Annotated in this window: 17 protein-coding genes; 7 read left to right on the forward strand and 10 right to left on the reverse strand. The window is 34.8% G+C overall.

The annotated features are described in order from the left end of the window. Position 1: 1 nt before the first annotated feature. Together EAH81_RS14505 and EAH81_RS14510 are read left to right on the forward strand one after the other, a co-directional pair. Positions 2–1300: a tetraspanin family protein gene (locus EAH81_RS14505; protein ID WP_140508300.1), complete on the forward strand. Its 1299-nt coding sequence runs from the start codon at positions 2–4 to the stop codon at positions 1298–1300. 14 nt (positions 1301–1314) lie between these two features. Further along, positions 1315–2688, forward strand: a complete 1374-nt coding sequence (locus tag EAH81_RS14510) for a hypothetical protein (RefSeq protein ID WP_140508302.1) — start codon at positions 1315–1317, stop codon at positions 2686–2688. A gap of 158 nt (positions 2689–2846) precedes the next feature. Here the strand turns inward: EAH81_RS14510 and EAH81_RS14515 are convergent, their stop codons facing one another. Beyond that, positions 2847–4208 carry a hydroxymethylglutaryl-CoA synthase family protein gene (locus EAH81_RS14515; RefSeq protein ID WP_140508658.1) on the reverse strand — a complete coding sequence of 454 codons (1362 nt, stop codon included), beginning with the start codon at positions 4206–4208 and terminating at the stop codon, positions 2847–2849. A gap of 321 nt (positions 4209–4529) precedes the next feature. Between EAH81_RS14515 and EAH81_RS14520 the strand changes: the two genes are divergently transcribed. The 4 genes from EAH81_RS14520 (at position 4530) to EAH81_RS14535 (ending at position 8429) form a co-directional block, all read left to right on the forward strand. Beyond that, the gene (locus tag EAH81_RS14520; RefSeq protein WP_140508304.1) at positions 4530–5195 is read left to right on the forward strand and encodes a succinate dehydrogenase cytochrome b subunit; all 666 of its coding nucleotides are present in this window, start codon (positions 4530–4532) and stop codon (positions 5193–5195) included. Positions 5196–5206: 11 nt separating this feature from the next. Then, positions 5207–7207, forward strand: a complete 2001-nt coding sequence (locus EAH81_RS14525; RefSeq protein ID WP_140508306.1) for a fumarate reductase/succinate dehydrogenase flavoprotein subunit — start codon at positions 5207–5209, stop codon at positions 7205–7207. Positions 7208–7226: 19 nt separating this feature from the next. Then, positions 7227–7604, forward strand: coding sequence for a four helix bundle protein (locus EAH81_RS14530; protein WP_140508308.1), 378 nt, complete (start codon positions 7227–7229; stop codon positions 7602–7604). Between the two features lie 78 nt (positions 7605–7682). Further along, on the forward strand, positions 7683–8429 hold the full coding sequence (locus tag EAH81_RS14535) for a succinate dehydrogenase/fumarate reductase iron-sulfur subunit (protein ID WP_140508310.1): 747 nt from the start codon (positions 7683–7685) through the stop codon (positions 8427–8429). A 64-nt stretch (positions 8430–8493) separates the two neighbouring features. Here EAH81_RS14535 and EAH81_RS14540 read toward each other — a convergent pair whose 3' ends face one another. Then, a complete protein-coding gene (locus EAH81_RS14540) occupies positions 8494–10797 on the reverse strand; it encodes a family 20 glycosylhydrolase (protein ID WP_140508312.1) in 2304 nt (767 codons plus the stop codon). Positions 10798–10985: 188 nt separating this feature from the next. On the opposite strand from EAH81_RS14540, the gene EAH81_RS14545 reads away from it, so the two are divergent. After that, complete coding sequence (locus EAH81_RS14545; protein ID WP_140508314.1) at positions 10986–11765, forward strand: DeoR/GlpR family DNA-binding transcription regulator; 780 nt, start codon at positions 10986–10988, stop codon at positions 11763–11765. Positions 11766–11990: 225 nt separating this feature from the next. Here EAH81_RS14545 and EAH81_RS14550 read toward each other — a convergent pair whose 3' ends face one another. From EAH81_RS14550 to EAH81_RS14585, 8 genes are all read right to left on the reverse strand, one after another. Next, a complete protein-coding gene (locus EAH81_RS14550; protein ID WP_140508316.1) occupies positions 11991–13061 on the reverse strand; it encodes a dipeptidase in 1071 nt (356 codons plus the stop codon). A gap of 127 nt (positions 13062–13188) precedes the next feature. Further along, positions 13189–14304, reverse strand: a complete 1116-nt coding sequence (locus EAH81_RS14555) for a D-TA family PLP-dependent enzyme (RefSeq protein WP_140508318.1) — start codon at positions 14302–14304, stop codon at positions 13189–13191. Positions 14305–14308: 4 nt separating this feature from the next. Then, complete coding sequence (locus EAH81_RS14560) at positions 14309–14956, reverse strand: bifunctional 4-hydroxy-2-oxoglutarate aldolase/2-dehydro-3-deoxy-phosphogluconate aldolase (protein WP_140508320.1); 648 nt, start codon at positions 14954–14956, stop codon at positions 14309–14311. A gap of 9 nt (positions 14957–14965) precedes the next feature. Then, positions 14966–15994, reverse strand: a complete 1029-nt coding sequence (locus EAH81_RS14565) for a sugar kinase (protein ID WP_140508322.1) — start codon at positions 15992–15994, stop codon at positions 14966–14968. A 341-nt stretch (positions 15995–16335) separates the two neighbouring features. Then, a complete protein-coding gene (locus EAH81_RS14570; protein ID WP_041518541.1) occupies positions 16336–16803 on the reverse strand; it encodes a RidA family protein in 468 nt (155 codons plus the stop codon). Positions 16804–16807: 4 nt separating this feature from the next. Continuing rightward, entirely contained in the window at positions 16808–18127 is a 1320-nt protein-coding gene (locus EAH81_RS14575) for a GntP family permease (RefSeq protein WP_140508324.1), read from the reverse strand. A 196-nt stretch (positions 18128–18323) separates the two neighbouring features. After that, positions 18324–19853, reverse strand: coding sequence for a SusD/RagB family nutrient-binding outer membrane lipoprotein (locus EAH81_RS14580; RefSeq protein WP_140508326.1), 1530 nt, complete (start codon positions 19851–19853; stop codon positions 18324–18326). A gap of 31 nt (positions 19854–19884) precedes the next feature. Next, the gene (locus tag EAH81_RS14585) at positions 19885–23040 is read right to left on the reverse strand and encodes a SusC/RagA family TonB-linked outer membrane protein (RefSeq protein ID WP_140508328.1); all 3156 of its coding nucleotides are present in this window, start codon (positions 23038–23040) and stop codon (positions 19885–19887) included. Positions 23041–23114: the final 74 nt, after the last annotated feature.

Here is a 23114-nt window from a genome sequence, read left to right on the forward strand (position 1 = left end):
TATGGATAATAAAACCAAGTTTTTTAAAAACACATTATTACTTCAGTTTATCCCCGTTTTTTTATTAGGGATTTTTATTTTATCCAATTTTAGAGAACAAAAAACACTTCGAATAAGAGATTTTCATCCGTACGAATTTAATTATGGGCAATTGGTTCCTGTATTAATTTTCGGTATCGGATTGTTGCTTTCGCTTTTAAGTTTATTAATTAAACAAAAAGAAACTGAGCAGGATGAAACAGAAGTTTTAAAAATAAAACGCAGACAAAACTTCTGGAAGTTTGCTTTTTATAATAATGTTTTTCTTGTGGCAGGAATCGCTATTTTTTCGGCAGGAGTCTACAGTAAAGAGCCACTTGTTATCAATCAGTCAATTCTTTTTTACAGTTTGATTATTTCAAGGTCTGTACTTGTTATTATAATTAGTTTGGCTACGGCGGCTTTTTTATTGGCGGTAGGAATTAATTGGAAAACCAATAAAGCACTTGCAGTTACGATCTTAATCTTTAGTTTTTTTATTATTGGCGTTTCCTTTGTTGGTGAATACGCTTTTGTAGATAAATTCATAACTGCTTCTGAAGATTTTAATAGTGCTAAAAACGAAAAAAAACCGTCAGTAAATGAAGAGGTAGAAGAAGATTATACTGAAAGCGAAGAAGGCGAAGAAAGTTATGAAGGTGAAGATGAGGACGAAAGTGAAGTAATTGAAAAAGAACCGCTGGAAATAGACAAATCAAGATTGGTTACTTCATTTGAAACTGTAATGGAAAATTGGTTTGGAGAAAAAATCACATACAGAGATGAATTTACCTATACCAGAATTTCTGTTAGCAATAGCTTACAACAAGGTGATGATGGTAATTTTTACTTGTTGAATTACATGGTCAATTTAAAAGACCGTCCTAAGGAACTTACCGCTGCATTTGAGAATTATAAAGAGATTTTTTATAGTACAGTTTCAGAAGAAAAATATCAAAGTGCCGGTTTTGATCAAGTTGTTGACGGACTATTGTTGACTTATGAGGATGTTGGTACTGATCGTGAAAAGCTAAATAATATCTATCGAGTTATGGAAATGGATGCTGCAGATGAAACAGAACCTAATATTGGAGGGTATTTTCCTGGACTTGAAAAATATTGTTCTTCTTATACGCTTAGAAAACTTAGGCTTTTTAAGGGTTTCAGCCAGTACAATTCTGATATTGTTTGGTTTTATAGCTTTTGGGCGAGAAGAAACAAAGATGGCAGCGCAGATGAGATTGCCTTTATTTTAAAAGATATAAAAGAACATTACAAATAAACTACAATTCCAGAATGGTAAAGTCTTATAAAATAATTTTAATAATTCAATTTTTTGTATTAGCTGTATTTGGGCTTGTGTTTCATAAAGTGCAATACGGTAACGATTTTGCAGTAATTTCTGCAGTTCCATTATTGTTAATTGGTATTTCTCCTTTTCTTTTATTGGGAATTTCAATATTACTTCAGCGATTAATTGTGGGGGTTATTTATTCTGATTCATCAAATGACAATTCAGAAAAAGACAGCGAAGATAAATTTTGGTACAATTCTTTTTTAGCCAATGTGATTTTTGCTGGTGTGGTTTTTTTGGCTTCTGTTGTTTCTGTTCTTCTAAGTTTTGGAATTGGAATAAATGGAAATTATGATTTTGTAGTTCGGTTTTCTGTTTTTTTAGGAATTATAATTATTGCGAGTTTGGTTATTGGTCTTTTCCTAAGAATAAAAGATTCTGCAATTGAAGTAAGCAAACCACTTGGAGGCTTAATGGTTTTTCTTTCGGTACTTATTTTTGGAGGCTCTTTATTTTTTGGACTGCAAAATTTTATAACGCTTCAATATTCTTCAAATGATGTAATTGGAGGTATAAAAAGAGTTCCTGAAGTCGATGGAACAGCTATATCTGTTGATAGCACCTCGGGTGTAGAAACTTCTGATGTAGAAACTGCTGCTGTTGATAGTGTAGCAGCCGCATATGGGGAAATGCAAGATTCGCGAGTGAATGATTATTATGGTGTAAAGGAATTTAGTTATCCTGAATTAGAGAAAGAAGTAGGTTCAAAAGGAATATTTAGCAACTATAACTGGGATGGAACAGAGGATCTTCTTAGAGTTTTTTTATCTGATTTTTTAAGACTAAAAAAAGGGCAATCTTTTATGGATATTAGAAGGTCAATTCATTTGGGTTCTTCTTCTGGTCAATATTCAGAGATTGTCAGGAAAAGTAAAATGGTACGGAATAATTATCAAGACCTGGAAGCAACATTTGAGAATTATAGTCCTTTGATTTATGCTTTTGTATCTGAAAAAATCTATTTTGATTCCAATTTAAATTTGTTAGTAGATGCGCTGATAAAAAGTCATGATGATATTAATGCTGTAGCTGTAGATACAGAAATAGATTCATTTGATAAAATTTATGGAATTATGACTTCTGGTACTAAAAAAGAATTTCCTGGCTTTTATTATGATAAGCTTAAGCCATATGTTTCAAAAGGAACTTTAGAGTTAATTAAGAAAAATGCTGATGAAAATGGTGAAAGCGAATACAGTACCCAATTAACTACAGTTTGGATGTACAGTTTTTGGGCAAGAAGAAATAAGGAGAGAAATCTTTGGATTACCTACACGATTTTGGAAAAAATAAAAGCACATTATGAAGAAAAATAAATTCTAAGTTTAGTAAATATTTGATTGTATTAAAAAAAACTAAGGAATTAAGCTTTTGCAGATTGTGCTTGTAAAAATAAAAACCGAAGCGATAAACTTCGGTTTAATTTTATAATGTTCCCAATTTTGGAGTTTGGATTTTTTTTATTGGGATTTAATTATTCGATCCATTTATAATATCTCGCTCCAATCAAATTCGGGATTTCTTTTTCTATTCGATCTAAAACCCATTCGTTTTTTGGAGTTCTGATACTTTGTTTTTGCTCTTTTTTGTGAAGACTTTCATAAGTTTCAAGACCAATTTCTACGCTTTCTTCTAAGTTTTCAAAAAGTTTAACTTTGGCTAAAGCCGATTGCCATTCCGATTGAATCGTTCCTTCAAAAACTTTTGATTTCGATCCGCTTCCGTACGCCAGAAATCCGAATTTAGTTCCGGCGACTTCAGTTTTTGTATCATAATAATGAGCCAAAGTCGATAATAATCCCATGAAAATAGATCCTGTATAAAGATTCCCAATTAAAGATGAAGCTAATTCTGCAGGTTGTAATTTCTCGGTTACAAACTTTTTGTATTCGTCTGATTTTCCAACTTCTTTAATTTTATTTTGATAATCTGCGGGTTCGATATTCTCTACAATAATTTTATCGGCACTGTCTAAAGTATAAATCTCAGATAACATTCTTCTGCCTTGAAAAGAATAGGGAAGATGCATAATAATACTGTTCCAAGTATTGTATAAAGTTTCGGTCGTATTTTTTAATTTCTTGAATAAAAAATAAGCATTTCGCGTACGATCCATATAACATTGATTCGAATATTGTCCATCAAAAACTGGTTGATCTTTGTGGATTTCGATTTCGGCTTCTAAATTGTCAAACCACGGATCATTGCTCTCGTTTTGCGTAATTGCTTCTTTTGAGATAGTTCTGTAAGGTTTGAAAAAATCAAAAACACCTTTTGTACTTGTTGCCCAATTTTCATCAAAAGCGATAATTCTTGGGTTTGAAGTTATCAACATTGCCAAAGCTCCGGCGCCTTGTGTGTATTCTCCTGTTGAATTCAAGTCGTATTTTGCAAAATCAGTTGTAACAACAATTGCTTTTTTAGCTGGATTGAGTTTTACAAAATCAATACAGTTTTGCAAAGCATCAACGCCGCCAATACAGGCAAAAGTAAAATCGACTACATCGCATTCAGCCAAAGAATCCTCTCTGAATTTTTGTTCCATTAAACTGATTAAGAAAGAACTGATAGGTTTAGAACTGTCGATTCCGCTTTCGGTTCCAACATAAATCCGACTAATTTCGTTTAGGTTTATTTCGTTCTCCAGAATAAGTTTTGTCAAAGCATTGGCTCCAAAAACTACCGCATCCTGATGAACGTCAGGTAATGTCATTTTGATTAATCCAAGACCTTTTTCTAATTTTTCCGGTTCTATATTTCTGGCAATTGCCAAAGTTTTGATGGGTAAATGTATGTTGGCTACATCAAAAGAGATAGCGTCGATTCCTGTTTTCATTCTGATTTTTTTTGAAGCCGATAAAGGTAAAATTATGCTGTTAAAATTCACTTGTTTTAGTTCAATAAAATTCATCATGACTTTATTTTTGAGGAAAAGAAGTCAAAAAGCTTTAAAAAATAGCAATTTGGTAATTATATAAAAATCAGGATTAAGTTAAAATGGCTTGCGAAAGATTTCTATTTTGTTGTTTTTAAATAATTTGTAATAAAGTTGGCAAAAGCTCTTTAAAATCATTATAAATAACAACGAAATGGTTGTAGTTCATGTCTAATTGCTTTATTTTTGTCTAATTTTTTAAAACAAACTACTTAAACACTTATGGCACAATCTGCACTATTGAATGCTTCCATCTTAAAGAAAGTGGCTATGGCTCTTTCGGGAATATTCTTAATCACGTTTTTAGCGCTGCATGTTTCCTTAAATTTTATTTCTATTATTAGTGAAAACGTTTTTAACGAAGCTTCTCACTTTATGGGATACAATCCGCTGATTCAATATGTAATGCAACCAGTTTTGGCAATCGGAGTAATTTTCCATTTCGTTATGGGATTTGTATTGACTGCTCAAAATACTGCTGCGAGACCAATTGCTTATGCAAAATACAACGGAGCTGCAAATGCTTCATGGAGTTCTAGAAATATGATTATTTCCGGATTGGTTATTTTGGCTTTCTTAGGATTGCATTTCTATGATTTTTGGTTTCCTGAAGTTACCTATAAATATATTGCAGGTACAGCTCCGGATGCTACAAGATATTATGGAGAATTAGTTCATAAATTTCATGATCCAATTCGTACGGCAATTTATTGTGTATCATTTGTGTTGTTAGGATTTCACCTTTGGCACGGATTCGGTTCATCTCTTCAATCTATGGGGATGCACAATAAATATTCAAGATTCTTAAGCAAAGTTGGTTATGGTTTTGCGGTTATTGTACCGGCACTTTTCATCATCATTGCATTATTTCATCATTTCAATAATTAATATAAATTATAATGGCATTAGATTCAAAAATTCCACACGGCCCAATATCGGACAAATGGACAGATTATAAAGATCATATTAATTTAGTAAACCCTGCAAACAAACGTAATTTAGATATTATTATCGTTGGTACAGGTTTGGCTGGAGGTTCAGCTGCGGCTACTTTGGCTGAGCAGGGATATAACGTAAAAGCATTTTGTTTTCAGGATTCACCTCGTCGTGCGCACTCAATTGCTGCACAAGGTGGTATCAATGCAGCAAAAAATTATAAAGGTGACGGTGACTCTGTTTACAGATTATTTTATGATACTGTAAAAGGGGGTGATTACCGTGCACGTGAGGCAAACGTTCACCGTTTGGCTGAAGTTTCTGCTAATATTATTGACCAGTGTGTGGCTCAAGGAGTTCCATTGGCTCGTGAATATGGTGGATTATTGGATAACCGTTCTTTTGGAGGAACTTTGGTTTCTCGTACTTTTTACGCACAAGGACAAACCGGACAACAATTATTGTTAGGAGCTTATTCTGCAATGAACCGTCAGATTGGTCGTGGAAAAGTAAAAATGTATAACCGTCACGAAATGCTTGACATTGTAATCGTGAACGGAAAAGCGAGAGGTATCATCGCTCGTAATCTTATTACAGGAGAAATAGAAAGACATTCTGCTCACGCGGTAGTAGTTGGTTCTGGAGGATACGGAAACGTGTTTTTCTTATCAACAAATGCTATGGGAAGTAACGCAACAGCAGCTTGGAAAATACATAAAAAAGGAGCGTTTTTCGCAAATCCTTGTTACACACAAATTCACCCAACATGTATTCCGGTTTCTGGAGATCACCAGTCAAAACTGACTTTGATGTCTGAATCGTTACGTAATGATGGACGTATTTGGGTTCCTGCAAAACAAGAAGATGCTCAGGCAATTCGTGAAGGAAAGAAAAAAGCAACTGATTTATCTGAAGTTGAAAGAGATTATTTCTTAGAAAGAAGATATCCTGCTTTTGGTAACTTAGTACCTCGTGATGTGGCATCTCGTGCTGCAAAAGAAAGATGTGATGCTGGTTTTGGAGTTAACAAAACTGGAGAAGCGGTTTATTTGGATTTTGCTGCAGCAATTAACCGTTACGGAACTGAAGAAGCGTTTGTAAAAGGTTTAGATGCTAATGATAAAGCATTAGTAACTAAACTAGGAGCTGAAATCGTGAAAAGTAAATACGGAAACTTATTCCAGATGTATTACAAAATCGTCGATGAAGATCCTTATACAACACCAATGATGATTTACCCTGCGGTTCACTACACAATGGGTGGAACTTGGGTTGATTATAACTTAATGACTACAATTCCGGGATGTTTCTCAATTGGAGAATCTAACTTCTCTGATCACGGAGCAAATAGACTTGGAGCTTCTGCTTTGATGCAAGGTTTAGCTGATGGATATTTCGTATTACCTTATACTATTGGAGATTATTTAGCTCCGGATATTAAAATGGGAGAAATTTCTACAGATTTACCAGAATTCGTAGCAGCAGAAAAAGAAGTAAAAGATCAAATCGACAGATTTATCAATAATAAAGGAACTCATTCTGTAGATTATTTCCATAAGAAATTAGGAAAAATCATGTGGGATAAAGTAGGTATGGCTCGTAATGCTAAAGGTTTATCTGAAGCTATCGAAGAAATTGCTGCTTTACGTGAAGAGTTTTATAAAGATGTAAAAGTTCCTGGAAGCGCTAACGAATTTAATCAGGAATTAGAGAAAGCGACACGTGTTGCCGATTTCTTAGAGTTAGGCGAATTGTTCGCGAAAGATGCATTACACCGTAATGAGTCTTGTGGAGGTCACTTCCGTGAAGAATACCAAACTGAAGAAGGAGAAGCACTTCGTGATGATGAAAACTTTGCATACGTTGCAGCTTGGGAGTACAAAGGAAAACCAAGTGATGCCGTATTACACAAAGAAGCTCTGGTTTACGAAAATATTAAATTAGTTCAAAGAAGCTACAAGTAAAAGTTAAGAGTTAAAGGTTATGAGTTCATTAAAGTCGTTCGAAGATTTAGAATGCTGGAAAGCAGCAAGAGAATTGAGAATTTTTGTGTCTCAAAATATAATTCCGAAATTTTCAATCGAAGAAAAATATGCCTTAACGAGTCAACTTAGACGTTCTTCAAGATCTGTTAGTGATAATATTGCCGAAGGGTATGGAAGATATCATTATCAGGAAAATATTCAATTTTGTAGAATTGCCCGAGGTTCTTTAACAGAAGCATTAAATCAGGTAATAACAGCAATGGATGAAAATTATATTGAAGAAGATTTGTTGCAACAATTTAGAGAAAGGTTCGAAAGAACCAAAGCAATATTAAATGGATATATAAATTATTTAGCTAAGACAAAAATGATGTAGCAGAAGAAAATAAAATCGTAAGATTTTATTGTTTGACTTCTAACGTTTAACTCTTAACTTATAACCCATAACGAAATTATGAAACTTACATTAAAAATATGGCGTCAGAAAAACGCCCAAGATAAAGGGGGAATTGTTGATTACCCAATCGACGGAATCGAACCAGATATGTCTTTCCTTGAAATGCTTGATGTTCTTAACGAACAATTAATTAACAAAGGTGAAGAACCGGTAGCATTTGACCACGATTGTCGTGAAGGAATTTGCGGAATGTGTTCATTATTCATCAACGGAGAAGCACACGGACCAGACAGAGGAGTTACAACTTGTCAATTACACATGCGTATGTTTAAAGATGGTGATACGATTTTTATCGAGCCATTTAGAGCAAAAGCTTTCCCTGTAATTAAAGATTTAGTTGTTGACAGAAGTTCTTTTGACAGAATTCAGCACGCGGGAGGATTTATCTCGGTAAATACTTCAGGTAATACAATTGATGCAAATACAATTCCGATTAACAAACACGATGCAGATAAATCATTTGATGCTGCTGCTTGTATTGGTTGTGGAGCTTGTGTTGCAACTTGTAAAAACTCATCAGCAATGTTGTTCGTTGCTGCAAAAGTTTCTCAATATGCTTTATTGCCTCAGGGTCAAATCGAAGCTGTTGATCGTGTTTTAAACATGGTTCACCAAATGGATCACGAAGGTTTTGGTAACTGTACTAATACTGGAGCTTGTGAAGTAGAATGCCCTAAAGGAATTTCTCTTGAAAATATCGCACGTATGAACCGTGAATATTTATCAGCAAGCTTAAAAGGATAATCTAAGACTTTTAGTTTTATATAAAAAAACGCATTCATTAAGTTGAATGCGTTTTTTTATGCTTTTATTCGTAATACAATTGCGAAGCACTTATTTCTTGCTTTTCTTTTCCTTCTTGCTGTATAAAACACGTTAAAGTAGTCCCGCCAATCTGGTCAAAATAACTGATATTGATTTTATGAATACCTTTTTCGAGTTTCATAACTCCATAAGCTTCATTGAGCCAATGAATCCCGTCGTTATTGACCACTAATTCATTATCGATAAAAAGCTTCGATCCGTCGTCTGAAAGCGTCGAAATTGTGTAATTTGCCGTTTCAGGGATATAGATGTATCCGTTGAATTTTAAGCCGATATAACGCTCTGTTTTCGTTTTCCATTTTTCACTGCTTACAGCGCCTTCAAAAATACCCGAATTAACAGGTTTTGCTAATTCTAAATCCTGAACTTGTTGAAATAATGTTCCGGTGAAATAATCAAATTTCAAACCTTTTTTAGTTGGTTTTATGGCTAAAGCCGATTTTAATTCCGGATTTCTAACCAATATTTTATTGATCGAACTTTTTCGTCCGCTTGGACTGATTTGAACGGTTTTGATAATTCGATATTCGCCTTTCGGAATATTTATCGTTACTGGTTTAGTGTAAAGTTCAGCGGTTTCATCTGGATTATAACCGTCAATGGTATAGAAAATTTGCCCATTTTTAATGGTTGGTTTTAAATCCAAAATATATTTTGATGCGATTAATGCTGTTTCATTCGAGCCAAAAGGTGTTGGAACTTTATATAATCTTTTTTGTGCTTCCAGTTTTTCTAAATGGTGTGGCATTCTGTCCAGAACAAAATTATTGTAATTTTTATTTTTAGGTTCTGTCCAGGCAATTTCTGCTAAAGCAAATACCCGTGGATAAATTTGATAGTTTAATTTAGCCGGACTCGTTATGTATTCTGACCAAAGATTAGACTGGACGCCCATGATATATTTTTGCTCCTCAACCGTTAAACTGTCAACAGGAGTTGGGTTATAATTGTAGATTTTATCAACGGTAATTAGTCTGCCTACTGTTAAAGGTTCTTGTGGCGAATAACCCTGATTATAATCCAGATAAAGAACCTGCTCCGGATTCATGATTACAAAATGTTTCTGTTTTGCTGCGCTAATTCCGCCGGATTCACCTCGCCAGGACATTACAGCAGCATTTGGAGCCAATCCGCCTTCGAGCATTTCGTCCCAACCTAAGATTTGTCTTCCATTTGCATTCAGGAATTTTTCAATTCTTGTTGTGAGATAACTTTGTAATTCATGTTCGTTTTTTAAACCTAACTCTTTAATTTTTTTCTGGCAATTCGGACATTCTTTCCATCTTGCTTTTGGGCATTCGTCTCCGCCGACATGAATGTATTTGCTTGGAAACAAAGCCATAACTTCTGTCAAAACATCTTCTAAAAATGTATAGGTTTCTTCTTTTCCTGCACAGAAAATATCTTCAAAAACGCCCCACGATTCTATAACTTTATATTGACGATCCGGAAAACAGGATAAATTTGGGTAAGCCGTAACTGCTGCTGTTGCATGACCCGGCATTTCTATTTCGGGAATGATATTTACGTAATGTGCTTCGGCAAATTTTACGACGTCTTTGATTTCTTCCTGAGTATAAAAACCTCCGTAAGGATTTCCGTCAAAAAAATAAGGAAATCTTTCGAACTTATTCCCCACTAAAGTCTGTGCTCTTTTTGAACCAACTTCAGTTAGTTTTGGATATTTTTTGATCTCAATTCTCCAGCCCTGATCGTCAGTTAAGTGCCAATGAAAGTTGTTTAACTTATAGCTGGACATTTGTGCAATAAAATCTTTTATAACAGCAACAGAGAAAAAATGACGGCAGACGTCTAAATGCAGACCTCGGTAAGAATATCGGGGTTCATCTTCGATAATTACACAAGGAAGTTTAACTTCTTGTACTTTTGGTTTGTTAGGAAGCATTTGTAGTAAACTTTGAACGGCATAAAACAGCCCTTCTTCACTTCCGGTAACGGTAATTTTTTTGGATGTGATACTAATTTTATACGCTTCTTTTTTTAGAGATGCCGATGGATTTTTAGTAATAAATAAAACTTCAATATTGCTTTTTTTATTAGATGTATTCGAGTTTATCGCAGATTCAAAAATGTTTGCTGTCTTTTGTTCTTTAGCACTGAATTTATTCTTCTCAAAAACAACTTTAACCTGTCCGTTTAAACGAATACTGTCTCCAGTTGCTTTGTATGAATTCGGCGCGGGAATTATCGAATTATTATTGGAGGAAGTTTGTGCACTTCCAAAAGAATAATAGAATATCAAAAGGAGAAATATACTTTTTTGCATGGTTGCTTTCTTGGTTGTTAAACAAATTTAGGATTTCTAATTGAGTTTGCGTTTTTTTTGCAAAACTTATTGGTGTTTAAATGTCTTTAAAATAGGTGAATTAACTTTTTTATTACATTGTATTATAATTTGTTTCGCAATAATATTGCATTTATTGTTTACATTTGCTTCAACAAAAATGAATTTGCATGAATAATGATAATGAAGTGGTTAATTACACTAAGGAAGAACGTAAAAATCTTATTTTAAAAGAGATTAACTTGCATACTCGTGTGAGTTTTGAAACGCTTTCGGCTAAATTATTTGTTTCAGAAGATACAGTGAGACGTGATATTAATGAACTTGAATCTGAATCTTTATTGATTAAAGTAAAAGGTGGTGCGATGACAAAAGCATATCACCATTCTTCGACTAATAATCAAACTTATGCAGGTGAATCCAAACAAATTATTGCACAAAAAACTTTAAGTCTTCTTCATGATGGTATGGTTTTGTTAATTGGTGGCGGAACTACAATTCGCGAATTTATCCGATTGATTCCTGACGATATGAATTTGACCATTTTTACGGTTACTGTTTTATCAGCAGTCGAACTTCTGGACAAACCCAATGTTAAAATTATCATGATTGGCGGTAGCATTTCTTCGTACAGCCAAATGTGTGTGAGCGGCGATGTCTATAATCAGTTGGCGAATATTAAAGTCGATTTATTGATATTAGGAACCAATGCCTTAGATATCGAAGGTGGTTTCTCAGACTCTGATTGGGAAACGGTTCAGGTAAAAAAAGCAATGATTCAGGCTTCTGAAAAAACAGCGATTCTTACTATTTCTGAAAAACTGGATACGGTTCTAAAAATGAAAATTGCCAACTTATCTGAGGTTGATTACGTAGTTACAGAAGTTGATCCTGATCACGAAAAATTACAGTCGTATAAAAAGGCAGTTCCCAGTTTAGTATTTATTTAATATGACTATCCGTGACGAATACCAAGCCCAAATAATATAAAAAAGTTTGCCACGAATTTCTCGAATTACCCCGAATTGTTTAATTGTACAGATTAGCAAATCTGCATAAATCTGTGCAATTTGGGACTAGTTTTTTTAAGTAGTTTCAAAATAAAAATTCGAGACAATTCGAGAAATTTGTGGCAAAAAAACAAGTTTGATACTCTTTGCAGACTTCCATATTAGTTAATCCCAATTCTTCATTAACAAATTGATCCAGTTCTGGTGAAAGATTTTATCTAAATCTTCATTAGAATAGCCGTTGTTTTTAAAAATCAGAACCAATTTCTGCAAATCGGCAATGGTATCTAAATCATACGGACCTTGTTCTGTTCCAAAAGCACCATCCAAATCAGAACCTACACCAATATGATTCGCATTTCCGGCTAATTGGCAAATGTGATCCATGTGTTTGAAAACACTTTCGAGATTGCAATTGGTACCTTTTGGAGTCGAAACGCCTCTTTCCCAATTCGGAACTAACATCCATGCATCTAAAGCTCCGCCAATAACTGCTCCTCTAGAAACTAAAGCTTTGATCATTTCGTCACTATATTGACGGTTATGATCAACTAAACTTCTGCAGTTATTATGACTCGCCCAAACTGGTCCGTTGTAATGATCTAATGCCTGCCAAAAAGCATCATCGCACAAATGAGTTGCGTCCAGAATAATATTCAAACGTTCCATTTCTTTTAATAAATCCAGACCGTTTTGTTGCATTTTTCCGGTTGCGTCTGTTCCGTTTGCGTAGCGTCCAGGACCATAATGCGCAGGTCCAATGGCTCGTAATCCATAATTGTATGCTTTTTCTAAATAGGAAACATCAATAATAGAATCGGCACCTTCTAAACTCAGGATATAACCAATTGGTTTTTTATCGTTTGGAGTTCCGTCATTCCATAAATCAATTTGTTTTAATAATGATTTTTTATCGGTAATAGCGGTTATTTCTCCGGCTTCTTCCATCGCTTTGTACCATGCAAGTTGTCCCTGAGTTTGCGCCCAGGCTTGTTCAGGAGAATTCCAACCCGGAATAATACTGTCCGGTTTTACAAATCTTGCAATTTGAGTCGCTACCACAATACCAATATTGCCGCGTCGCAAATCAGGAAACGAAACCGTAGCGCGTTCGCGATCTGGTTTGTCGTTCATTCCTTTTTCGAGATGGCGTAAAGTTGGTACGTCATTTCTTAAATCTCTATTCCATTCCATCGCGTTCATGCTCAGGTCTAAATGGGCGTCTATTATAAACATAGTATTTTTTTTAAGCCACAAAGGTCCAAAGGCTCAGAGGTTCTCAACAAGTGTTATTATGAGGCCTATTCTCTTTCTTCTTCGCTCTATTTTCTATTCTTTTTTCTTTATTCTCCTTTTTCTTCTGCTAGATATTAATTTTTCTGCTTCGGGCAACAACCTGCCATTGATCGCAAATTTGATGTTCATTATTTACAACCTGAACCGAATCATAAAGTGCACAGGTTGGGCAAACATGATAAGGTTGGGCATAAATGGTGTCGCCAATAGCATACTCGTTTTTTCCTTTATTTTCTATAATTAAATGCTCTTCTGAATGTGAAATCGGAATTAGATTTTCGTCATTTAAGATTACTAATCTTTTGTCAATTGGGTTTTCAGAAGCTACTGCTTTATATCCTATATCGATACAAAAAGTAGAAGATGTTGGTTTTGAAATAATAGTTCCAACAATAACCAGCGCCGGTTCGAAATTTTGTTCCGGTAAATGAATTTGGTAATTAGAATCCCAATAAACAAAAGTTCCAGGGCTGCATTCTACGTTTTTTTGAGTGGCATAAAAAGGAAATGTATTGGATCCTCCGGCAACAATTTTTAATTCGTAAGCTAGTTTTTTCTGAAGAGCTTGAATTTCTTCATTTATGCTAAAAAATAGATTCGAAGCTATATCCGTTCTGTGTTCGACATCGCCTTTTAAATGACCATCATAAATATGAATTCCTGCAAAATGGATATTTTTTAATGGAATAATTTCATCGATTAAAGCGCTCCAGTTTTTATGAATCGAAATTCCTGTTCGGTTCATTCCTGTATTCAAATCCAGATAAACAGTTAGTTTCAAGTTGTTTTTCTCTGCACTTTCATTTAAGGCTTTCGCCGAATCAATATTGTCAACTATAGTCGAAAAAGCAACATTTGGATATTTCTGTAGTAATGAAATCCATCTTTCTTTTTTAACTCCAACTGGTTGATAGGCGAGAAGTACATCTGGAATTTCGTGTATAGCAGCAAGTTCAGCTTCGGCAATGGTGGCGCATTTAACTTTGTTAATGTCATAAGTTTTAAATAAATCCAGAATCTCACCAATTTTATGCGTTTTGATGTGTGGTCTCAATTTTTGAGTTTCACGATTTACAGCTTCAATCAAACGCTCAATGTTCAGCTGAATACGATCTTCGTAAACGGCTAAAAAGGGAGTGTCAATGCGGATTTCGGAATTAATTTTCCACCAATTTTCTTGCATAACTTTAGTTTCTTGTTTTTGCTACGACTTCAATTAAATTTTGAAAAGCTTGTAACGATTGTTCGTATTTTAAATCCAAAAGCATTTCTTTCGAAAATAAATTAGAACCAATTCCAACACAAACTACTCCGGATTTAAACCATGCTTTTAGATTGCTTTCTTCTAAAGTTACGCCGCCTGTTGGCATTATTTTTAAATTTGGAAACGGCGCTCTAATCGCTTTTACATATCCGGGACCTCCAATTTTATCGGCAGGAAAAAGCTTTACAATTTCAGCTCCTAATTTATTGGCATGAAGAATTTCGTTTAAAGTCGCAGCGCCTGGAATCCAGTAAATGTTATTTTTAAAGCAATAATTTCCAATTTCTAAATCAGTGTGAGGGCAAACAATACAATCTGCGCCCAAAAGATGAAACGTTTCTGCATCATCTACGCTTAAAATAGATCCAACGGCTATTTTTACATCTAAATTATTCGCTTTTTTGAAAGCTATCATTTGACTAAAAACTTCTTTAGCATTATCTGCACGAGCAGCAAACTCGATAATTTTTATGCCAGCATCAGCCGCTGATTGCAAGACTATTTGGGCTGTTTCAATGTTGATTTGTGTTACTAACGGAAGTACACCTTGCGTTTTTAATATGCTGTACATTTTCTTATTTTATCTATTAATTCTATTACTTGAGCCGTTTTTAATAAAATGACTTATTTCGTTCTCATTTGTTATGGCAAAATCTCCGTGAATGCTTTGTTTGATTACACCGGAGGCAGTTGCCCATTCGATACATTCTTGTCCGGATAATTTATGGGATAATCCATATAATAATCCTGCATTGAAAGCGTCTCCCGAACCAATTTGATCTGTTACAACGTGTATTTTGTGTTCTTGTGTTTGGTAGAAATTACTTTCATGGATCAACAATCCTTTGTATAAATGTGCCGGTCCGTCTGATTTTCTAAAACTCATTGCCAATGTTTTTAGATAAGGCATTTTTACTTTTAATAATTCGAAGGTTTTCTGAAAACGATCTTCATCTGAAGCTGCATTATCTGTTTTGATTCCGAAATAAATTTCAATTGCATCTAAATCAGCAACAGTAATTGTGCTGTATTGAAGTAAATCCGGCATAATCTCAGAAGGATGTTTTCCGTATTGCCATAATTTTGATCGAAAGTTAAAATCAGAAGAAATCGGAATTCCTTTTTTGTGTGCAGTCAGAATTGCTTCTTTGCAAGCTAAACCTGCTTCATTAGAAACTCCGGGACTAATTCCCGACCAATGAAAATGTGTTGCATCGGCCAAAGCCAAATCCCAATTAATCTGATCTTTTTGAATGGTTGCAAACGAAGAATTGCTTCGGTCATAAATAACCTGCGATTGCCTGATTTGATTTCCGGCTTCGACAAAATACAATCCTAAACGTTCTCCGCCATACACACATTTTGAAGTATGTACTTTGTATTTCTGAAGTTCGTTTAAAGCTAATTGTGCCAGATCATTTTGAGGTAATCGGGTAATATAATCGGTTTGGATGCCGAGTTGAGAAAGTAATACACAAACATTTGCTTCGGCACCGCCAACGTGTACTTTTATTTCATTGGCTTGTGTAAATCGGTTTCCATCAGCAACATTCATCCGGAGTAATAATTCTCCGAAAGTTGCAATTCTTGTTTGTGGTGATGTATTCATGGTTGTTGTTTTTTTTGCCAAAGATTTTAGATGATTTTTTTTTACCATTAAGATATTAAGAAAATTAAGCTTGACTTAACGAAACTTAAAAAGGTTAAGAAAAATTAAGCTTAACTTCTTAATGAAACTTAATATCTTAATGGTTCAACTGAATGATTAATATTTAAATATTCAATATTTTTTTTACCATTAAGATATTAAGAAAATTAAGCTTGACTTAATGAAACTTAAAAAGGTTAAGAAAAATTAAGCTTAGCTTCTTAATAAACTTAATATCTTAATGGTTCAATAAATAAGCTGTGTGAATCGGTTTAATCCGTAAAATCTGTGGACTAAAATTTTTAATATAATTCGAAAACAGCTTCTACTTCAACAGGAATATTATCTGGTAAAGATCCCATTCCTACGGCGCTTCTTACTCCAATTCCGTTTTCTTGTCCCCAAACTTCGGCAAACAATTCACTGCAGCCGTTTATTACATATGGATGTCTCAGGAAATCGCCATTACAATTCACCATTCCTAAAACTTTTATAACACGTTTTACTTTGTTCAGGCTTCCAAAATTGGTTACAATTGTAGAAAGCATTGTTAAGCCGACTTGTCTTGCTGCTAATTTTCCTTCTTCGATATCCATGTCATCACCAATTCGGCCAATGATTAAGGATTTGTCGTCATTAACAGGCCCGTGACCTGAAAGGTATAAATATTTACCATCAACTAAATAAGGTTTATAAATACCAAGTGGTTGGGGTGCCGGTGGTAAGGATAAGCCTAATGTTTCAAATTTTTCTTGTGGTAATAAATTCATGATATTAATGTATTATAGAGTTTAAAATAAAAACGAAAATGATTCCTAAAACAGATACTAGAGATTCCATGACGGTCCATGATTTGAAAGTATCTTTCAGGCTGATATTAAAATATTCTTTGAACATCCAGAAACTTGGATCGTTGACGTGCGAGCACATTAAACTTCCGGCTCCGACGGATAAAACCAGTAAGTTAGGATCTAGTCCGGTGGTTTGTAGTAAAGGTAATAAAACACTGGCAGTCATTAATCCTGCCGCAGTTGCAGACCCAACACAAACGCGTATGATTGCCGCCATTATCCATGCCAATAAATATGGATGAATGTTTGTTTGTGTTAGTGAGGCTACAATAGTTTCGTTTACACCGCTTACAATCATTACTTCTTTTAATCCTCCCGCGCCACCAACAATTAAAACTATTAAAGCGACATCTTTTATTGCAACGGCATAATCTTCCATTACTGATGTGATGCTTCTGTTCATTCTAATTCCTAAAGTATAAGTGCAAATCAATAGAGAAATCAGCATAATCATGCTTGGTTCTCCGACGGTTTTGCAAATGTTTACTAAAGTTTCATTTTTTGAAAGCATTGGCAATATTGAAGTCAGCGTTAATCCGAAAACAGGAAATAAGGCTGAGAATAAACTTAGTGCAAAACTGGGTTGTTTGCCTTCGTTTACGACTTCTTCGACATTTAGAATTTCATGATCGGATTCGGTTTTGATATTCTTCAATAAATTAGAAAATAACAAACCCGCAATAAAAATAGTCGGAATAGCGATTATAATTCCGTAGACTAAAACAAGTCCAATATCAGCATTCAAAATAGTGCTTAACGCCATTGGAGACGGGTGTGGAGGCAAAAAACCGTGTGCTACTGAAAGCGACGCCAGCATTGGAATACCGAGATATACTTTTGAAAGCTTAAATTGATGGGCTACTGAAAAGATTAATGGAACTAACAAAACAAATCCTACGCTATAAAATAGTGGTATCCCAACAATAAATCCGGTAATCATTAAGCCAAGGCGAACGTATTTTTTACCCGTCCATCCCATAACTGTTTTGGCAATGACATTGGCGGCGCCTGATGAAACGGTAAGTTTACCAATACAGGTTCCGAAAACAATAATCAAAGTGATTGATCCTAACATTTCGCCCAAACCTTTTTGAACGGTTTGTGACAAAGTGTTTATTGGCAGGCCTAAAAATAGACCTGCTAATAAAGCTGTTATGATAAATGCAATAAACGGATTGATTTTAAACCAAGCTATCTGAATGATTAAAAACGCAATGCATGCCGTAAGAATTAAAATGCTCATTTATTCTTTATAATTAAAAATTAAAAATCGAGAATTAAAAATTAATTAAACACATAGAAACATAGCTTTGCAGAACCTAAAAAGGCGTTTGACTTATAATAAATCTCATAGCACTATATGGAACGCGGTTTCGATTTTTTTTAATTTTTAATTTCTCAATTTTTAATTAAAAAAACTATGTTTCTATGTGTTTAAATTATTTATCCCACCACATTCTTGTTGTAAAACTATCTTCGCCCTGGCGTTTGATCGCTTCAGCTAAGTTAGTTGAATTCACTGAATATTCGCTGGTTGAGTATTTCAAACGTCTTGGAATTGTGCCGTTTGTAACGTTACCCGGAAAGTTTACAGGAACTAAAACAGGATATCCTGTTCTTCTCCAGTTGGCATAAATTTCTTGTTCGTCTACAAATAAGGCAACATAAACCTGCGTATGAATTTGATTCATTTTAGCTTCGGTTGATCCAGCAACATTGTATGGATTGACAGTTAAATATGGCGTTGCATCTGCAATTGTGTAGGCTGCACCATAAATTCCCATGTTTAAGAAAGATGCTTTAACCCCTTTTTCATATAAATCTTTATCAGTTTCACCTGTGTACCATCCTCTTACGGCAGCTTCGGCTAAATATAAATTAGTTTCGGCATTGCTTAAAAGTACAAGAGGCGCGTCGAATCTGAAAATCGTACTTTGGTTAGGTTCAGAATAAGTTGCTTGTTCAATTGGTGTTGGAGCAGTTTTAATTCCGTTAGGGAAACCTTTTTGAATAGAGGCATCCGTATTTTGCGTTGTTCCTTGCCAAACTCCTGCATAAACACTAATTCTTGGATCGGCAGTGTTTTTTAATAAATCAATGAATGTTTTGGCTAATTTTCCACCTTCAACATTTTTCTGACCATATGATGCGTTTGTAAAATCTTGTCTTCTGGCATCAAAACCAACCGGGTTTCTGTTGAAATCATTTGGACCGTCAGTATATTTCATGATTGCATTATCAATTCCGTTAAGAATAACGCCGCCCGCAATAGCTTTGGTTACCCATGTTTTTGATAAAGCAGGATCAACTTTACTTAATCTTAATCCCAAACGAAGCATTAGAGAATAAGAGAATTTTTTCCATTTTGTAACATCGCCATCATAGATAAAATCGGCTTTGCCAAAACTTGGTTTCGCAGCGTCTAATGCTGTTGCAGCTTCGTCCAATTCTTTCAATAAATCTTTGTATATGAATTCCTGAGTATCATATTTTGGAAGAAATATTTGTGAACTAGTTGCTTTTGCAGCTTCAGAATACGGAATGTCACCGTACAAATCTGTAATTCTATGATATAAATATGCTTTCCAGATTCTGGCAATATTCAGTTTATTACTGTCGTTTGCATTGTCTTTTACGGCATCAATTACGATTTGAGTTTCATTTAGCGCCGTTGGATATATCTGGTTGAAATAGGCCGAAAAATAAACTTCATTACTCAAATATTTATCTCCCACACCAGAAGCTTCTTTATACGTAGCATAATGTTGCAGCATTCCGCCGCATTCCAAAATATTGGTAAAAAAATAATTATTGTTTAAACCATCCAATTGCGCTCTGCTGAAAAGAAAATTCGGATTTGGTTTTTCAACAACATTTGGGTTAGTATTGATTTCTTCGAAATCTTTTGTACAGGCGGTCATACTTCCTAAAAGTATGCCTGTTATGTATAATATGGTTATCTTTTTCATGTCTTTTAATTTAAAAATTAATTAAGGGAGTTTAAAATTTGACATTTAAACTTAAACCGAAACTTCTGGTTTTTGGCACTCCAAATTGTTCTACACCTTGTGCATTTCCGGCACTAAATACAGATTCCGGATCTACGTTTGGCGTTTTCTTATAAAGAATGAATAAGTTTCTTGCCACAAACGAAATAGAAGCTCCCTGAAGTTTTGATAATCCTTTCAATTTTTCAAGCGGTAATTGATATCCAATAATTACTTGTCTTAGTTTTATAAAACTTGCATCGTAAACAAATGTTGATGAAATGTTTTTTAAACCGTCATAATAAGTTCTAAGGTTTTCTGGTGCAATAACCATATCAACCGGATTTCCGTTGGTGTCAACACCTTTAATTGGTAAACCATTTTCACGACCTTCAAGAGTTAATTTTGTCAAACCCATACGAGTTCCGTACAAATCAGTACCGGAATATAAGCTTCCGCCAAATTTACCATCAATCAAAAAGCTGAATGAGATGTTTCTGTATTTGAATTCATTACTAAGCCCCGCAGCCCAAGGATGAACTCCCTGACCTAACTCTTCAAGAGGACCTTGTGCAATTGTTGCAGAACCGCCACTTACATTATAAACCGTATTTCCTTTAGCATCAACACGAGGTCTGTATCCTTTTATGATACTGTATGGGCGACCAACATCACTTGTAATTGTAACATATCCGTTTACAGAAGTTGCCATCGTAATTGAGTTTAACTGATCTGTAAGTGCTTCAACTGTATTTTTGTTATAGGATCCGTTGAAACTTGCATCCCAGGAGAAATTTTCTGAATTAATGATTTTTCCGCTAAGTAAAACTTCAACTCCTTCGTTTCTCATTTTACCAAGATTCAATAAAGCTGTATTAGCTCCTGAAGCATTAGAAATTGTAGTTTCGACAATATCATTTGTAGTTGCACGGTTGTAATATGCAAAGTCAAGATTTAAACGGTTATTAAAAAAACCTAAATCAGTTCCAACTTCAAATGTTGTAGAAGTTAACGGGCTTAAAGTAGAATTTGGAACCCTTGTACCTGTTGGCGTTTGTAATTGTTGACCGTTATGTCCGCCCTGAACCATTGAATAAGATTGGTTTAATGCATATGGATCCGGTGTTGCACCACCAACTTGAGCCCAGGAAGTTCTAAGTTTTGCAAACGAAACAAATTCCGGCATTTTTAAGATATCTGAAACTATTATACTTGTTCCAACAGAGGGATAAAATACCGTATTGTTATCTTTTGAAAGCGTCGAAAACCAATCCTGACGTCCTGTAAAGTTCAAAAACACAACATTTTTATAGTCTAAATCTACAGCTCCATAAACAGAATTTGTTTTTGTTTTTCCGTAAGGATAACTATAAGTCAAGGTTGATAAATTGCTCAAAGCATAGAAATCATCCAGTACAAAACCAGAACCTTCTACTCTTGTTTCATCTCTTAAAGTCGTACGGGAGTTTACACCTAATAAAGCATTTAAAGAGAAATTTCCGTAGATATTTTTCTTGCCATAATTAAGAATTGCTTCTGAATTCAGGTTAGATAATTTAACTTTTGAACCTTGCGCATATCCAATAGGATTGTTTAAAGTTGTTTTTGGGATGTATCCAAAGAAGTCATAATCTGTAAAATCTTGTCCAATTCGCCCTTGAAGAAATAAATCAGGCGTAAAGTTCATTTTTACATTCAACATTCCGATAAAACGGTTTTTTGTATCGCTGTTTTTAATTTTATTTACTACAAAATAAGGGTTTGTAGCCACCGCAACCGGATTCCATGCTTCTTCAACGCCATTTGCATCATAACCTGGGGCAAGATTTCTAATATCAACTGTGTTGGCAATCATGTAAGTTCCCCAGTTTGGGTTTGCTTCAGCATCTGAAACCGTAACTCTATTATTTGATTTTTCTAAATTATATTGTGCAACAACATCAAATTTTAACCAATCAGTCAAGTTGACATTACTGGCGATATTGATGCTTTTGCGATTAAAATCATTATTGGGTACAACACCTTGATTGTCCGTGTTTGAAAACGAAAGACGTCCTGTAGCTTTTTCGGTTCCTCCGGATAAAGCGATAGAGTTTATAAAAGTCGTTCCTGTTTCGTAGAAATTCTTGATATTATCTTTTTGTGCAACATACGGTCTTGCAACACCGTCAAACTGGATCACATTTGTTCCGTCCATTTTAGCTCCCCAGGACCAGCGTCCGTCAGCAACTGCTTCAGCTTGTGTAGTTGGTTTTTTTCCGTTTGCTCCGGAACCATATTCATACTGCCAATCTGGTATGATCGATGGAGTTTCAAAAGTAAAAGAAGTATTGTATTCAACTCCAATTCCCTTTTGAGCCGTACCTCTTTTGGTTTGAATCAAGATAACACCGTTTGCTGCATTTGCACCATAAAGTGCAGCAGCAGTTCCGCCTTTTAAAACCGTAATCGTCTTAATGTCGTCAGGATTTATAACTGATGTTCCGTCACCACGGTCAACGTTGATTCTGGTAGATCCCGGACCGTTTCCAATACCCGGTAAGTTAAGCTGAGTATTATCAATAGGCAAATCATTTACAACATACATTGGTTGGTTATTTCCGTTTAAGGAACCATTACCACGAATTACAACTCTCGTAGAACCGTTTGGACCTGTTGCGGTGCTGCTCACGTTTACACCGGCAATTTTTCCAACTAATGCATTGGCGATATTGGTTTCTTTCGCCTTTGTAAATTCAGTTCCTTTAAGTTCCGTTACAGCATATGCAATAGATTTAGTGCTTTTTTTAACCCCAAGTGCCGTAACTACCACTTGTTCCAGAGCATTTTCTGCAGGTTTTAATCTAATGGTTAAATTTGAAGTATTAATTAAAGCAAACGATGAGGTTTCGTAACCCATGTAGGATACAATAACATGAGCTTCATTTTCCGGAACGTTTAATTTGAATTTTCCGTTTTCATCTGATATTGTTACTATTTTATTATTGCTTTCTGCATAAATAGTTGCTCCGGCAATTGGCATTCCGTCGTCCTGACCTATAATTTGGCCAGTAACTTCAATCTGACTGCTTTTTTGTTCAAAAAGATGCTTTTTAAAAGCAGCCTCTTTTGCGTTTGCTGAGAAAATTATTCCCCCAATGAACACTAATGAAATAAGCTTTGTTTTCATAATACTGTGGTTTTCATGTTTTTTTTGGTTTTTATTGGCGATCAAATATATATATTTATTTTAAACACCTGCAT

Origin of the sequence: Flavobacterium pectinovorum (genome assembly GCF_006438875.1) — a bacterium.
GTDB lineage: Bacteria > Bacteroidota > Bacteroidia > Flavobacteriales > Flavobacteriaceae > Flavobacterium > Flavobacterium pectinovorum_A.

Bases quoted from the DNA above. Each gene is read 5' to 3' on its own strand.
- EAH81_RS14530 (WP_140508308.1), top strand. From the start codon at position 7,227: ATGAGTTCATTAAAGTCGTTCGAAGATTTAGAATGCTGGAAAGCAGCA.
- EAH81_RS14545 (WP_140508314.1), top strand. From the start codon at position 10,986: ATGAATAATGATAATGAAGTGGTTAATTACACTAAGGAAGAACGTAAA.
- EAH81_RS14515 (WP_140508658.1), bottom strand. From the start codon at position 4,208: ATGAAAACAGGAATCGACGCTATCTCTTTTGATGTAGCCAACATACAT.
- EAH81_RS14510 (WP_140508302.1), top strand. From the start codon at position 1,315: ATGGTAAAGTCTTATAAAATAATTTTAATAATTCAATTTTTTGTATTA.
- EAH81_RS14580 (WP_140508326.1), bottom strand. From the start codon at position 19,853: ATGAAAAAGATAACCATATTATACATAACAGGCATACTTTTAGGAAGT.
- EAH81_RS14575 (WP_140508324.1), bottom strand. From the start codon at position 18,127: ATGAGCATTTTAATTCTTACGGCATGCATTGCGTTTTTAATCATTCAG.
- EAH81_RS14550 (WP_140508316.1), bottom strand. From the start codon at position 13,061: ATGTTTATAATAGACGCCCATTTAGACCTGAGCATGAACGCGATGGAA.
- EAH81_RS14565 (WP_140508322.1), bottom strand. From the start codon at position 15,994: ATGAATACATCACCACAAACAAGAATTGCAACTTTCGGAGAATTATTA.
- EAH81_RS14570 (WP_041518541.1), bottom strand. From the start codon at position 16,803: ATGAATTTATTACCACAAGAAAAATTTGAAACATTAGGCTTATCCTTA.
- EAH81_RS14525 (WP_140508306.1), top strand. From the start codon at position 5,207: ATGGCATTAGATTCAAAAATTCCACACGGCCCAATATCGGACAAATGG.
- EAH81_RS14555 (WP_140508318.1), bottom strand. From the start codon at position 14,304: ATGCAAGAAAATTGGTGGAAAATTAATTCCGAAATCCGCATTGACACT.
- EAH81_RS14585 (WP_140508328.1), bottom strand. From the start codon at position 23,040: ATGAAAACAAAGCTTATTTCATTAGTGTTCATTGGGGGAATAATTTTC.
- EAH81_RS14540 (WP_140508312.1), bottom strand. From the start codon at position 10,797: ATGCAAAAAAGTATATTTCTCCTTTTGATATTCTATTATTCTTTTGGA.
- EAH81_RS14560 (WP_140508320.1), bottom strand. From the start codon at position 14,956: ATGTACAGCATATTAAAAACGCAAGGTGTACTTCCGTTAGTAACACAA.
- EAH81_RS14535 (WP_140508310.1), top strand. From the start codon at position 7,683: ATGAAACTTACATTAAAAATATGGCGTCAGAAAAACGCCCAAGATAAA.
- EAH81_RS14520 (WP_140508304.1), top strand. From the start codon at position 4,530: ATGGCACAATCTGCACTATTGAATGCTTCCATCTTAAAGAAAGTGGCT.
- EAH81_RS14505 (WP_140508300.1), top strand. From the start codon at position 2: ATGGATAATAAAACCAAGTTTTTTAAAAACACATTATTACTTCAGTTT.